Origin of the sequence: Halobacterium wangiae, from assembly GCF_021249345.1 — an archaeon.
GTDB lineage: Archaea > Halobacteriota > Halobacteria > Halobacteriales > Halobacteriaceae > Halobacterium > Halobacterium wangiae.
Genome location: NZ_CP089588.1, coordinates 1,379,252 through 1,392,606, shown reverse-complemented (window position 1 = coordinate 1,392,606; position 13,355 = coordinate 1,379,252). Strand labels below are relative to the sequence as shown.

Here is a 13,355-nt window from a genome sequence, read left to right as displayed (position 1 = left end):
CCGTGTGGTTAGCGCTCGTCCGTGCCCGTCCGCATCGGTTCACTCGTGTCGCGCCGACGACGGCGGCGCCCCCAGTAGACGGTGGTGAGTGCGAGTCCACCGAGGCCGAGTAGGAGGACGAGGAACTCGACGATACCGCCGACGATTGGGACGCGACCGACGAGGAAGACGACGACCACGCCGACGACGAGCGCGAGCCAGCGGTTCGCGTAGTTCACCAGCGAGAGCAGTGCCGCGCCGACGGCGTACTCGCCCCAGACGAACGACAGCAACAGCAGCAGTCCGAAGACGAACAGCCACAGGAACGCCAGCGGGATGCCGACGATCGACAGCAACAGCAGGACGAACAGCAGCGGTCCGGCGAGGAGTGCGAGGAAGCCGACCCCGAGCGTGCGCAGCGGCGACGTGATGGTGCTCTCGGCGATGGCCGCGGAGGTGCCGGGGAACGCGAGCAACAGCAGCGCGCCGACGATCAGCGTCAGCAGCATGCCGTACAGCGTCAGCACCCACCCCGCGGCCCAGGAGAGCCGCGGCACGGTGCTGAACCCGAGACTGGAGTCCTGGCGGAGTTCGCCGTCGATGGTCGCACCCTCGGCGCGGGTGAGTTCGCCGTCGTAGAGGAAGTCGCCGCCGACGGCCGCGCTCTCGCCGAGCGAGATGCTGCCGGCGCCGACCTGGACCGTCCCGTCGACGGTGCCGTCGAGCGAGAACGACCCGGCGCCGACCTGTACGTCGCCGCCGACGGTGCCAGACTGGGCGACGACGAAACTCCCGCCCGCGGCCTCCACGTTACCCTCGACGGTGCCCGCGATGCGGACGTTGCCGGCCGCCCCCTCCAGGTTCCCGGTGACGGTGCCGGACTCGGCGATCTCGACCGTGCCGGCGAACGCTTCGAGGTTCCCCTCGACGGTGCCCCGGACCACGACGGTGCCGGCCGTCGCCTGCAGGCCGCCGGTGACCGTCTCCCCCTCCTCGACGACGACGGTGCCGCCCGCGCGCTCGTCGGCCGCCGCGACGCCCGCGAACAGGGGCAACGACAGTGCGACGAGGAGCGCGAGCACGACTGCTCTTCGAGGGCCGGTAGGGGACGTGTTCATGGGTAAACTATCAACGGTAGGTCACATAAGCGTGTCCGGAACGTGTTGGCCCGTCCGGCCCGCACGGGTGTGGGCCGCGGCCGCGTGGCTCGCGGCTCCGGAAGTCACCGCTCGCTCGAACCGCGGCCTCCTGCTGGTCGACCGCGTGGCCGTCCGTCTCGCGGAGTTTAAGTCCGGGTAGTGCCACGCAGTCCACATGGCAGACGCCGCCGGCGGACGGCAGGAAATCTGGGTCGAGAAGTACCGGCCGGAGCGACTCGAGGACGTCGTCGGCCACCCCGACATCACGGAGCGCCTCCAGAGCTACGTGGACCGCGACGACCTCCCCCACCTGCTGTTCGCTGGACCCGCCGGCACCGGGAAGACCGCCTCCTCGGTCTCCATCGCCAGGGAGATCTACGGCGACGACTGGCAGGAGAACTTCCTCGAACTGAACGCCAGCGACGAGCGCGGCATCGACGTGGTCCGGGACCGCATCAAGAACTTCGCGCGGGCCTCCTTCGGCGGCTACGACTACCGCATCATCTTCCTCGACGAGGCAGACGCACTCACCGACGACGCCCAGTCCGCGCTCCGCCGCACGATGGAGCAGTTCTCGGCCAACACGCGGTTCATCCTCTCCTGTAACTACTCCTCGAAGATCATCGACCCCATCCAGTCCCGCTGTGCGGTGTTCCGGTTCTCCCAGATTGACGACGACGCCGTCGCCGCCCACCTCCGGGACATCGCGTCCCGCGAGGACCTGGAGTACACCGAGGACGGCATCGACGCCCTCGTCTACGCCGCCGACGGCGACATGCGCCGCGCGATCAACGCCCTGCAGGCGGCCTCCGCGACCGGCGACGTCGTCGACGAGGCGGTCGTCTACGCCATCACCGCGACCGCCCGCCCCGAGGAGATCGAGGGGATGGTGACCGAGGCACTGGACGGCGACTTCACGGCCGCGCGCTCGACGCTCGACGACCTGCTGACGAACCGCGGGCTGGCGGGCGGCGACATCATCGACCAGATCCACCGCTCGATCTGGTCGTTCGACGTCGAGGAGGAGGCCGCGGTGCGCCTGCTCGACCGCCTCGGCGAGGCCGACTACCGCATCGCGGAGGGCGCCAACGAGCGCGTCCAGCTGGAGGCGCTTTTGGCCTCGGTCGCGCTCCGAGCGCGAGAGTAGGGGCGCTCCAGGCGCAGAGCTAAGACGTCCACGATTCAGACGGTGAGACGCATGGCCGACCGAACAGCAGGGTTCTTCCCCCTCGCGTCCGCACCGTGAGGGGATGGCAGACCTCACCGAGTACCAGGAGAAGGTCATCGAGGCGGTGACCGAACTCGACGACGTGCCGATGTCGGTGCTGTACCACGCGCCGACGGGACCGGAGATGTTCATCCAGAACGACCCCCGGGACCGGAGCGACTTCTCGCCGCACGTCAGCCTGCTGGCGGCGTACGTCTTCCAGGTCGCCGACGGGATGGATTCCAACACGAACGAGATTCTGCGCGCCGTCGACGACCAGCTCCGCGAGTGGAACGAGGGCGGCATCGGCGTCAGCGCCGAACACCGCGGCAGCGAGTGAGACGACCGCTCAGTTCAGCGTCCAGAACGCGTAGTTGAGGTAGGCGGCGAACGACACCCAGGCGAGGTACGGCAGGAGCAGCGCGCCCGCGACGGGCCGCACCCGCCAGAACGCCACGATCGTGGCGACGATGAGCGCCCAGAGCGCGGCGATGACCGCGAGGCCGCCGGCGATGTTCTCCCCGCCGAAGAAGACGAGCGTCCACGAGACGTTGAGCACGTACTGCGCGACGAAGAGGCCGAACGCCACCGTCCGCTGGCGGCCGCGGCCGTCGCGCAACACGAGGTAGACGCCGACCCCGAGCAGCGCGAACAGCGTCGTCCACACCGGCCCGAACACCCAGTTCGGCGGGGCGAGAGCGGGTTGCGTGAGCGTCTCGTACCACGTTCCGGAGCCGGTCGCGGTGACGAGTGCGGGGGAGGCGCCGACCACCTCGCAGACGACGACGGCGACCACGAGCCCGGGGAGGTCCTCGCGTGAGAGGTCCATACGGGGACGAGGGCGGCCAGCCCCAAATCAGTTCACTGCCGCAACGTCTCTGGCGGCCCGCCTGGCAGTTCGTCGCGGTCGTGGGGCGCGAAAAAGTCCGGGTCCGGTCCGACAGGCACGATGCGCTTCGGGTTGAGGTCGGCGTGGCTCCGGTAGTAGTGGTTCTTCACGTGGTCCATGTGGAGCGTCTCCGCGACGCCGGGGAGCTGGCAGAGCTCGCGGAGATACGGCCAGAGGTTGTCGTAGTCCGCGATCTGCTCGCGGTTGCACTTGAAGTGCGTGTGGTACACCTCGTCGAAGCGGTACAGCGTGGTGAACATCGCCACGTCCGCGAGCGTGAGCACGTCGCCGGCAAGGTAGCGCCGGTCGGCGAGCAGGTCGTCGTACTCGTCGAGCGCCTCGAACAGGTCCTCGACGGCCCTGGTGTAGGCGCGCTGGCTGCCAGCGAACCCCGCGCGGTAGACACCGTTGTTGATGGGGTCGTAGATGTCTTCGATGCGGTGGTCGATTTCGTCCTGGTAGCCCTCGGGGTAGAGGTCGACGTCCCGGGTCGCGAACTCGTCGAAGGCGCCGTCGAGCATCCGCATGATCTCCGCGCTCTCGTTGTTCACGATGGTGTCCGCTTCCGTGTCGTAGAGGACGGGGACGGTCACTCGGCCCGTGTACGTCTCGTCGGCGCGGACGTACACCTCGCGGAGGTACTCGGCGTCGAAGAGGTGGTCGGGCGTCGCGCCGGGCACGTCGGAGTCGAACTCCCAGCCCTGGTCGTAGCGCACCGGGTCGACGACGCTCACCGAGATGGCGTCCTCCAGACCCTTCAGGGCGCGCACGAGCAGCGTGCGGTGGGCCCACGGGCAGGCGTAGGAGACGTAGAGGTGGTAGCGCCCCGACTCCGCGGGGTACTCCTCGCCGACCCAGTCCCGGAAGCTCGTGGAGTCGCGCTCGAACTCGCCGTCCTCGCCGAGGTCGATCTGCTCTTCCTCCGTTCGCCACTCGCCGTCGACCATTCGTCCCATGCCTCGTACGAGGCGCTCCGCGGGTTTATCGCTGCGGGAGGCGGACCCACTCGCCCCGACGGGGTGGGCGCGAGGCCCGCTGGTGAGCGGGAACGACGTTACACGAACGCCCGGACGTAGTTGTCGTACTGCCCGCCGGCCGCCTCCTTGATGCAGATACCGGCGTACAGCACGTCGTCGACGACGACGGGTGCGCCGTAGGAGCCGTGGAAGACGCCGACCTCGAGTTCGAAGGTGACCGAGCCGTCGGTCGCGTCGAGGGCGAACAGCGGTTCGCCGCCGACGTACAGCGTGTCCTCCGCGACGGTCATCCCGGTCATCTGGGTGCGCTCGCTGCCGGCCCGCCACAGTTCCTCGCCGGCGTCTTCGTAGGCCACGATGTCCGCGGTGGTGAGCACGAACAGCCGACCGTTCGCGTACGTCGGACGGGTGTACACCCCCGCCCCGGTGTCCGCCGACCACGCCGCCTCGCCGTCCACAGAGAACGCCCGGACGGCGCCGCCGCGCGTGGCGAGGTGGACGCGGTCGTTCGCGACGACGGGGGAGACCGGGAGCGCGCTGTCCGCCTCCCACGACCAGTTCACGCTGCCGTCGTCGGGGTCGAGGGCGTACAGCGCGCCGGACTTCGAGCCGTCGGCCGCGACGTGCGTGGCGGCGACGAACAGCGTGCCGTCGGCGTACGTGGGCGTCCCGGTGACGTAGCTCTGCGAGGCGTCGGGCACGTCGAATCGCCAGCCCAGGTCGCCCGACTCGGCGTCGAGTGCGCGCACGTAGCCCGCCCCAGACTCCTTCGCGGCGACGTAGAGGCGGTCGCCGTCGTGGGCGACCGTCGAGGTGACGGGCAGCCCCGTCGTCCACCGTTTCGCGCCGTTCTCGGGGTTCAGCGCCCGCACGTAGCCCGGCGCACTGTTGTTCACGCCGCCGGACTCCTTGGAGACGACGTAGAGCGTGTCGTCGGCGTACGTCGGTGGGTAGTGGTGGGGCATCGAGTCGAGGTCGGTGCGCCACTCCTGCTCGCCGGTCGTGGCGTCGAACGCCCACGTCGACTGCTCGCTACCGACGTAGACGCGGCCGTCCGCGACGGCGGGTTCCCGGAGCGTGTAGATACCCTCCACGTACGACTCCCACACCTGCGTGGGGTCCGCGTCGGGGCCGGCGGCGTCCGGGTTGTAGCCGCTGTGGCCGGACTCGTAGCCGTAGGTGGTCCACGCGTCGTCGCCGGACAGCGAGATCTCGGGGTCGTCCGCAGCGTCGCTGCCGGTGGACGGTTCGCTGGTCGTCCTTGGGGACCGCGAGGGAGCGGTGCAGCCGGCGGTGGCGGCCGCGGTCGAACCGAGCGCGGCGAGGAGGGCGCGCCGCGAGAGACGCCGTCGTTCCATCGGCACAGGATTACGAGGGACAGCGTGTAAGGCAGTCGCTCACCGCGCAAACGGACCCGTGCTCGCGGCTCACGGTTCGCTCCGCTCGGGGCGCCGTTAGGCGCCTCGCGCTCGCGGTTCTCTCCGGTCACCGCTCGAATATCCCGAGAAGGCTCGTTCGCGGTGCTCACTCGCCGTCTCACAGTCCCGGAACTGTTTTACTCGTTCGTCGGCCACCTACTCCCAATGAGCGATCTTGAGTCGGAGTACCGCCTCGACTACTTCGAGGAGGAGGACTTCGAGCGGAAGGAGTGTACAGACTGTGGTGTACACTTCTGGACCCGCGACCACGACCGCGAGACGTGCGGCGAACCGCCCTGCGAGGACTACCAGTTCATCGACGACCCCGGCTTCGACGAGTCGTACTCGCTGACGGAGATGCGCGAGCGCATCCTCTCGTTCTTCGAGGAGCACGGCCACGAGCGCATCGAGCCGTACCCCGTGGCGGCCAACCGGTGGCGCGACGACGTGCTGCTCACGCAGGCATCGATCTACGACTTCCAGCCCCACGTCACCTCGGGGGCGTCGCCGCCGCCAGCGAACCCGCTGGTCGTCTCCCAGCCCTGCATCCGAATGCAGGACATCGACAACGTCGGGAAGACCGGCCGGCACACGATGGCGTTCGAGATGCTCGGTCACCACGCGTTCAACGCCGACCCCGGCACCGACTACGCCTACGAGGGCGAGGTGTACTGGAAGGACCAGACCGTCGAGTACTGCGAGCTGCTGTTCGACGAGGTCGGCGTCGACCTGGAGGAGCTGACGTTCATCGAGGACCCGTGGGTCGGCGGCGGCAACGCCGGGCCGGCGTTCGAGGTCATCTTCCGCGGGCTGGAGCTGGCGACGCTAGTCTTCATGTCCCTCGAACAGGACCCGGACGGCGAGTACAAGATGAAAGACGGGAACCGCTACACGCGGATGGACCGCCGGGTCGTCGACACCGGCTACGGCGTCGAGCGCTGGACGTGGATGAGCCAGGGGACCCCCACCGTCTACGAGGCCGTCTACCCCGAGATGATCGACTTCCTCAAAAAGCAGGCCGGCCTCGACTACTCCGAGGACGAGGAACAGCTCGTCCACCGCGCGGCGAAGCTCTCGGGGAACCTTGACATCGACGAGGTCGAGGACATGGAGGCGGCCAGAGACAACATCGCGGACAAACTCGGCGTGGAGACCGCTCGACTCGGCGAGCTCGTCGAACCGCTCGAGGAGATCTACGCAATCGCGGACCACTCCCGGACGCTCGCGTACATGTTCGGCGACGGCATCGTCCCGTCGAACGTCGGCACGGGCTACCTCGCGCGGATGGTGTTGCGCCGCACGAAGCGCCTCGTCGACAGCGTCGGCGCGGACGTCCCGCTCGACGAACTCGTCGACATGGCCGCGGAGCGCCTCGGCTACCAGAACCGGGACACCATCCGGAGCGTCGTGCGTAGCGAGGTCGAGAAGTACGCCGAGACGCTCGAACGCGGCGGGCGGCGGGTCGAACAGCTCGCAGAGGAGTACGCCGAGCGCGGCGAACCCGTCCCGACCGAGGAGCTCATCGAACTGTACGACTCCCACGGCATCCAGCCGGACATGGTCGCGGACATCGCCGACGACGTCGGGGCGGACGTGGAGTCCCCGGATAACTTCTACTCGCTCGTCGCCGAGCGCCACGACACCGAGAGTGCGGTGGCTGGCGGCGAAGCGGGTGACGAGCGCGTCGCTGACCTCCCCGAGACCGAGCCGCTGTACTACGACGACGCCTACCGCTCGGAGTTCGAGGCGGTCGTCCTCGACGTCTTCGAGCGCGAGGGCGACGACGAGACGACGTACGACGTCGTGCTCGACCAGACGATGTTCTACCCGGAGGGCGGGGGTCAGCCGGCCGACCGTGGCACGCTGTCGACGGACGACCTCACTGCCGACGTCCTGGACGTCCAGAAGCGCGGCGACGTCGTCCTCCACCGGACGGACAAGAATCCCGGGAAGGGCGAGTTCGTGCGCGGCCAGATCGACGTGGAGCGCCGCCAGCGCCTGATGACCCACCACACCGCGACACACGTCGTCGGCTACGCGGCCCGGCAGGTGCTCGGTGACCACATCCGGCAGGCCGGCGCCCAGAAGGGGACGGACAGTTCGCGCCTCGACGTCCAGCACTTCGAGCGCCTCGACCGGGAGACGGTCAAGGAGATCGAACGCGTGGCCAACGAGGTCGTCCGCGAGAACACGTCCGTCCAGCGCGAGTGGCCCCACCGCCACGAGGCCGAGGAGAAGTACGGCTTCGACCTCTACCAGGGCGGCGTCCCGACGGGCGAGAACATCCGTCTCGTCCACGTCGGCGAGGACGTCCAGGCCTGCGGCGGCACGCACGTCGCCCGCACGGGCGAGATCGGCGCGATCAAGATCCTGAACGCCGAGCGCGTCCAGGACGGCGTCGAGCGCCTGACGTTCGCCGCGGGCGCGGCCGCCATCGAGCACGTCCAGTCGACCGAAGACGACCTGCTCGCGGCCGCCGAGACGTTCGACGTCTCGCCCGACGAGGTCCCCAATACCGCCGAGCGGTTCTTCACGGAGTGGAAGGAACGCGGGAAGACCATCGACGAACTGAAAGAACAGCTCGCGGCGGCCCGCGCCTCGGGCGGCGGCGACGGCGAGGAGGTCGACGTCGCGGGGACGACGGCGGTCGTCCAGCGCATCGACTCGGACATGGGCGAACTCCGCGCGACGGCGAACGCGCTCGCCGAGGAGGGGAAGATAGCGGTCGTCGGCTCCGGCGCGGACGGTGCGCAGTTCGTCGTCGCGGTGCCCGACGGCGTGCCCGTGAACGCGGGCGAAGTCGTCGGCGAACTCGCAGGGATGGTCGGCGGCGGCGGTGGCGGCCCGGCGGACTTCGCGCAGGGCGGCGGTCCCGACGGCGAGCGACTCGACGACGCGCTCGAGGCGGCGCCCGACGTGCTGCGCGAAGTCGCGAGCGCCTGACCGGCGACGCGTCGAGAAACGGCTTCTTCAGTCCGTGCGGAGTTCCTGGATGCCGTCGAACAGTAGCTCCAGACGCTCGTTCGGTCGGTAGCGGATCGTCTCGCTGCGGGTGTCGTACTCCAGGAGCCCGGCGTCCGCGAGCTTCGGGAGGTGGCGGTGGTAGAACTGGAGTTCGACGTCGTCGTGGTCCAGTTGCTCCTCGCGCTCCCGCTCTGCCCGCGCGACGACGTGGTCGATAGCCGCCGCGAACGAGCACGTCTCCGCTGGCTGTTCGCGCAGGAACTCGACGAGGAACCGCCGGTGGGCGTCGGCCAGGACGTCGAGGAGCGCGTCGACCGACGGCTGGCTGTCTGCCCGAGCGGACGTAGCGTCGGGTCCGGAGTCGCCCGGACGCCCCCCAGAGTATGTCATTATCTATCGTGTGGTATAACCAGGGTGTACGGATAGGGTTTACGGCAGAACGGGCGGGCTGAGAGCTCGTTCGTCCGGAACACGGTACGAAAGCGTGCGCGTTACTCCGTCGGGTCGCCGACGCCGCCGAGGCCGAGGACGCGCTCGGCGGCCGCCGCGACCGCCGGCACGTGCTCGTCGGGAGCGTAGACGCCGAAGCGCCACTGGACTCGCTGGGACTCCTGCATCCCGCGGACGAGCGGCGACTGCTCGTGGAGGGGGCGGACGTCTCCACCGACTGCCACACGCACGGAGGACTCCGGCATCGACGGGGAGCCGGGGTTGTCGACGACGACGCACTGCTCGGTGACACCAGCACTCTCGGCGATGTCGCGCTCGAACTCCCGGACGTCGTGGTAGTCGGCGGCCACCAGGTCGTCGGGGACGTCGCCGCGTTCGGTCCAGACCGCGCGCTTGTAGAGGTCGCGGTCGTGGATGCGGCGCGCGGCGTCCGCGGTGGCGTCGTACTCGCGGAGCGCGCCGAGCAACTCGGCGTCGGTCGTACGCGCGAACGTCGCCGGGTCGAGGTCGGTCTCGTCGAGGAGGCGTTCGCTCGCGCGCTCGAGCATCGACCCCGCGATGCGGGAGACGTGGTGGCGGTAGACGGTGGCGTTCATCAGCGCGCGGCCGACGAGCACGCTCTCGGCGGTCGCGACGTTCCCCTCGGCGAGCACCAGGTCGCCGTCGCGGAAGGTGAGCGCACGGAGCAGGCGGCCGTGGTCGATGGTGCCGTAGGGGACGCCGGTGTGGTGGGCGTCCCGCACGAGGTAGTCCATCCGGTCGACGTCGAGTTCGCCCGCGACGAGCTGGCCGAGTCGCCCCTCGCCCGCCACGACGGCGGCGACGCGGTCCGGGTCGAGGCCGTGGTCGCGGAGCGTCTCCCCCACGACGCCCTCCGTGAGCAGTTCCCCGACCTCGTCGTGGTGGCGGCCGAGGCGACGCTGGATGATGCCCTCCGTCTGGTGACCGTAGGGGCCGTGGCCGACGTCGTGGAGGAGCGCGGCGGCCCGGACGGTGTCGGCTCGCGCGCCGGTGACGTCGAGGTAGTCGAGCGCGCGGTCGGCGAGGTGGTAGACGCCCAGGGAGTGCTCGAAGCGCGTGTGGTTCGCCGACGGGTAGACCAGCCGAATCGTGCTCAGCTGCTTGATGTGGCGGAGCCGCTGGACGGCGGGCGCGTCCAGCAGCGCCTCCGCGACGCCCGCGACCTCGATGTAGTCGTGGACGCTGTCCTTGATGGCACGCATTTGTTCGGACGTGACGGTGCCCCGTCAAAGGTGATTCGGAGCGCCCGCGACCGGCCCCCCGGACCGTCCTAAGTCGAGTCTACGAACGAGTAGGCCGGTGCTACCGGGTGTCCGCCCCCGCTCGAACGACCCCGGGGCCCCCTGCGGCGGCGAAACCGCCTTTAAGCTGCAGCTACTACCAGTACTCGAATGAGCCGGTCCCGCGTCGCGTTGCTGAACGCCGCCCACGACTCCACGGACACGACCCGGAACTTCCGCCGAGAACTCGACACCGACCTCGTCGAGTTCCACGCCGTCTCGGGTGAACTCCCCGAGAGCACGGACTACGACGGCGTCGTCGTGTCCGGGTCCCGCGCCTCGGTCTACTACGACGAGGCGTGGATCGAGCCGCTCGTCGACTACGTGGCCGACGTCCACGACGCTGGTGTGCCCCTACTGGGCGTCTGCTTCGGCCACCAGGTCATCGCAGCGGCGCTGGGCGGCGACGTGGAGACGATGGGCGAGTACGAGATCGGCTACCGCGAGGTCGAGGTGACGACGGACGACCCGATCTTCGACGGCGTCGGCGACTCCGTCACCGTCTTCACGACCCACTCCGACACGGTCACGGAACTCCCACCGGGCGCGGAACTGCTCGCGGAGAACGACTACGGCGTCCACGCGTTCCGCGTCGACGACTCGGTCGGCGTCCAGTTCCACCCCGAGTACGACCCCGAGACCGCAGAACGCGTGACGACCCGGAAGGGGGAGTTGAGCGACGAACGCGTCGCCGAGGTGCTGGCGGGCATCGACGACGAGAACTACGCCGCGGCCTGCGAGGCCAAACAGCTGTTCGACAACTTCACGCGCAGCGTCGCCGACTCCCCGGCGGCCGACTGAGCGCCACACCGTCGGCGTTCGACGGTGCGAGACCGACTAGCAGGCTTTTTGACCGCCGCTCGCCGACTAGCTCTCATGCTCGATTACGTGGGTCTGGAGGCAGACCTGTCCGCCGAGGAGCGGCTCATCCGCGACACCGCCCGCGAGTTCGTCGCGGAGAACGTCCGACCGGACGTCGCTGAACACTACGTCGAAGGGACGTTCCCGACCGAGCTCATCCCGGAGATGGGCGAACTCGGCTTCTACGCGCCGAACCTCGAGGGGTACGGCCTCCCCGGCGTCGGCGAGAAGGCGTACGGCCTGCTGATGCAGGAACTGGAGGCCTGTGACTCGGGGCTGCGCTCGATGGCGAGCGTGCAGGGCGCACTCGTCATGTACCCGATCCACGCCTTCGGGAGCGAGGAGCAGAAGGAGACGTGGCTGCCGGCACTCGGCGCCGGCGAGGCCGTCGGCTGCTTCGGCCTCACGGAACCCGAACACGGCTCGAACCCCTCCGCGATGGAGACGCGCGCCGAGAAGGACGGCGACGAGTACGTCCTGAACGGCTCGAAGACGTGGATCACGAACTCCCCCATCTCGGACGTCGCGGTCGTGTGGGCGAAGGACGCCTCCGAGGGCGGCACGGTCCGCGGCTTCCTCGTGGAGACCGACCGCGACGGCGTCACGACGAACAAGATCGACGACAAACTCAGCCTCCGGGCCTCGATCACGGGCGAGATCAGCCTCCAGAACGTCCGCGTCCCCCAGGAGAACCGCCTCCCCGGCGTCGAGGGGATGAAGGGGCCGCTCTCGTGCCTGACGCAGGCCCGCTACGGCATCGCGTGGGGCGCCGTCGGCGCGGCCCGCGACTGCTTCGAGACCGCCCGCGACTACGCCACCGACCGCGAGCAGTTCGGCAAGCCGATCGGCGGCTTCCAGATCCAGCAGCAGAAGCTCGCGGAGATGGCGACCCAGATCACCACGAGCCAGCTGCTCGCCCACCGCCTCGCGGACCTCAAGGAGCGCGGCGACCTCCGCCCGCAGCACGTCTCGATGGCCAAGCGCAACAACGTCCGGATGGCCCGCGACCAGGCCCGCGTCGCCCGCGAGATGCTCGGCGGCAACGGCATCACCACGGACTACTCGCCGATGCGCCACATGGCGAACATGGAGACCGTCTACACGTACGAGGGGACCCACGACATCCACACGCTCATCCTGGGCGAGGACCTCACCGGCATCGCAGCGTACCAGTAAGCCGCTCTTCTCTGCCACGGGGTCGTCGTCAATCGCCGTCCGACAAAGCACTTACTCGGCGCGCTGGAACGACGCGTATGGTTTCCCGCAGGAACGCTCTCCGGACGGGGAGTGCAGTGCTGCTCGCGGTCGTCGCTGGCTGTGCGAGCGGTGGCGGTTCGACCGGCGACACTACCCAGGAGCCGGACACGACGACGGAGGAGACGACGACGGCAGGTCCGAAGACGACCGTCGACCTGCAACTAGACGCCACGCAGGTAGCGCCGAGCGAGGTGCCGGACGGGGCGACGGTCGCCGTCGCCGCCCCGGACCTCTCCCAGTTGGTCGTCGACGCCGCCGAGAGCGATGGACGCGTGGACCTCACCCGACCCGGCGACACGGACCCCGAGGAGACGCTCGTGCTCGGCCAGTTCGACTACGTCGAGTTCCGGGACGAGACGTACGATGCGACCGCGTCGTTCGCCGACTTCGCCGAAGAGGCGAGCTACCAGTACAGCCTCGTCGAGGCGACCGACAGCGAGGCGGACGGTGACGTCCTCGACTACACGGACCTCACCGAGAGCGAGCGCGCAGTCGCCGACGAGATGCTGGACAACGGGTCGTTCGCCGTCGGCCACCACGAGGAGCGGCCGGCCGCCGTCGAGACGTTCGAGGGCCACAGCTACCTCCGGGCGGACGGGACGACGCACCGCGTCCGGAAGGTCGTCGGCGACTACGCGGCCCACCACATGCTCCGACTCGACCCGGCGAATCCGGACGGGGATGCGCGAGTCGTCACGGTCGTCGACCGTGAACCCGAGAAGGGGTGGACGGACGAACTGCGGGCGGCGGTAGCCATGGGCAGAACTGGTCTCTCGGGAGTCTCGAACCCGGAGGCACTCCTCGACTACCTCGACGACGTTGGCTACGTCGCCACCGTCGACGCAGTCGCAGAAGTGACGCCCGTCCGCGTCGTGGAGTGACCGCAGCGTCGGTGTTCGAATCGCTTGACGAC

12 protein-coding genes are annotated in these 13,355 nt (G+C 69.3%); 6 read left to right on the top strand and 6 right to left on the bottom strand.

What is annotated here, in order from left to right:
- Positions 1-8: 8 nt before the first annotated feature.
- Positions 9-1,097 carry a bactofilin family protein gene (locus tag LT965_RS07610; protein WP_232703421.1) on the bottom strand — a complete coding sequence of 363 codons (1,089 nt, stop codon included), beginning with the start codon at positions 1,095-1,097 and terminating at the stop codon, positions 9-11.
- A gap of 196 nt (positions 1,098-1,293) precedes the next feature.
- Here LT965_RS07610 and LT965_RS07605 point away from each other — a divergent pair, with 196 nt between their 5' ends.
- Both LT965_RS07605 and LT965_RS07600 read left to right on the top strand, forming a co-directional pair.
- Complete coding sequence (locus tag LT965_RS07605) at positions 1,294-2,265, top strand: replication factor C small subunit (RefSeq protein WP_232703420.1); 972 nt, start codon at positions 1,294-1,296, stop codon at positions 2,263-2,265.
- Positions 2,266-2,368: 103 nt separating this feature from the next.
- Positions 2,369-2,665, top strand: a complete 297-nt coding sequence (locus tag LT965_RS07600; protein ID WP_232703419.1) for a hypothetical protein — start codon at positions 2,369-2,371, stop codon at positions 2,663-2,665.
- 9 nt (positions 2,666-2,674) lie between these two features.
- On the opposite strand, the gene LT965_RS07595 is transcribed toward LT965_RS07600, so the two are convergent.
- The 3 genes from LT965_RS07595 to LT965_RS07585 form a co-directional block, all read right to left on the bottom strand.
- Positions 2,675-3,154: a TspO/MBR family protein gene (locus LT965_RS07595; RefSeq protein ID WP_232703418.1), complete on the bottom strand. Its 480-nt coding sequence runs from the start codon at positions 3,152-3,154 to the stop codon at positions 2,675-2,677.
- Positions 3,155-3,186: 32 nt separating this feature from the next.
- The gene (locus tag LT965_RS07590; protein ID WP_232703417.1) at positions 3,187-4,170 is read right to left on the bottom strand and encodes a glutathione S-transferase family protein; all 984 of its coding nucleotides are present in this window, start codon (positions 4,168-4,170) and stop codon (positions 3,187-3,189) included.
- A gap of 98 nt (positions 4,171-4,268) precedes the next feature.
- Positions 4,269-5,549, bottom strand: a complete 1,281-nt coding sequence (locus LT965_RS07585) for an outer membrane protein assembly factor BamB family protein (protein WP_232703416.1) — start codon at positions 5,547-5,549, stop codon at positions 4,269-4,271.
- Positions 5,550-5,774: 225 nt separating this feature from the next.
- Here LT965_RS07585 and alaS point away from each other — a divergent pair, with 225 nt between their 5' ends.
- Positions 5,775-8,552 (top strand): alanine--tRNA ligase, encoded by a 2,778-nt coding sequence (alaS, locus tag LT965_RS07580; protein ID WP_232703415.1) that lies wholly within the window; start codon positions 5,775-5,777, stop codon positions 8,550-8,552.
- A 27-nt stretch (positions 8,553-8,579) separates the two neighbouring features.
- On the opposite strand, the gene LT965_RS07575 is transcribed toward alaS, so the two are convergent.
- Positions 8,580-8,963 (bottom strand): DUF7344 domain-containing protein, encoded by a 384-nt coding sequence (locus LT965_RS07575; RefSeq protein WP_232703414.1) that lies wholly within the window; start codon positions 8,961-8,963, stop codon positions 8,580-8,582.
- 101 nt (positions 8,964-9,064) lie between these two features.
- Positions 9,065-10,246, bottom strand: a complete 1,182-nt coding sequence (locus LT965_RS07570; protein WP_232703413.1) for an HD domain-containing protein — start codon at positions 10,244-10,246, stop codon at positions 9,065-9,067.
- A 189-nt stretch (positions 10,247-10,435) separates the two neighbouring features.
- Here LT965_RS07570 and LT965_RS07565 point away from each other — a divergent pair, with 189 nt between their 5' ends.
- From LT965_RS07565 to LT965_RS07555, 3 genes are all read left to right on the top strand, one after another.
- Positions 10,436-11,125: a type 1 glutamine amidotransferase gene (locus LT965_RS07565; protein ID WP_232703412.1), complete on the top strand. Its 690-nt coding sequence runs from the start codon at positions 10,436-10,438 to the stop codon at positions 11,123-11,125.
- A 75-nt stretch (positions 11,126-11,200) separates the two neighbouring features.
- Positions 11,201-12,361, top strand: coding sequence for an acyl-CoA dehydrogenase family protein (locus tag LT965_RS07560; protein ID WP_232703411.1), 1,161 nt, complete (start codon positions 11,201-11,203; stop codon positions 12,359-12,361).
- Positions 12,362-12,438: 77 nt separating this feature from the next.
- Positions 12,439-13,323, top strand: coding sequence for a DUF7979 domain-containing protein (locus LT965_RS07555; RefSeq protein ID WP_232703410.1), 885 nt, complete (start codon positions 12,439-12,441; stop codon positions 13,321-13,323).
- The last annotated feature ends 32 nt before the right edge of the window (positions 13,324-13,355 follow it).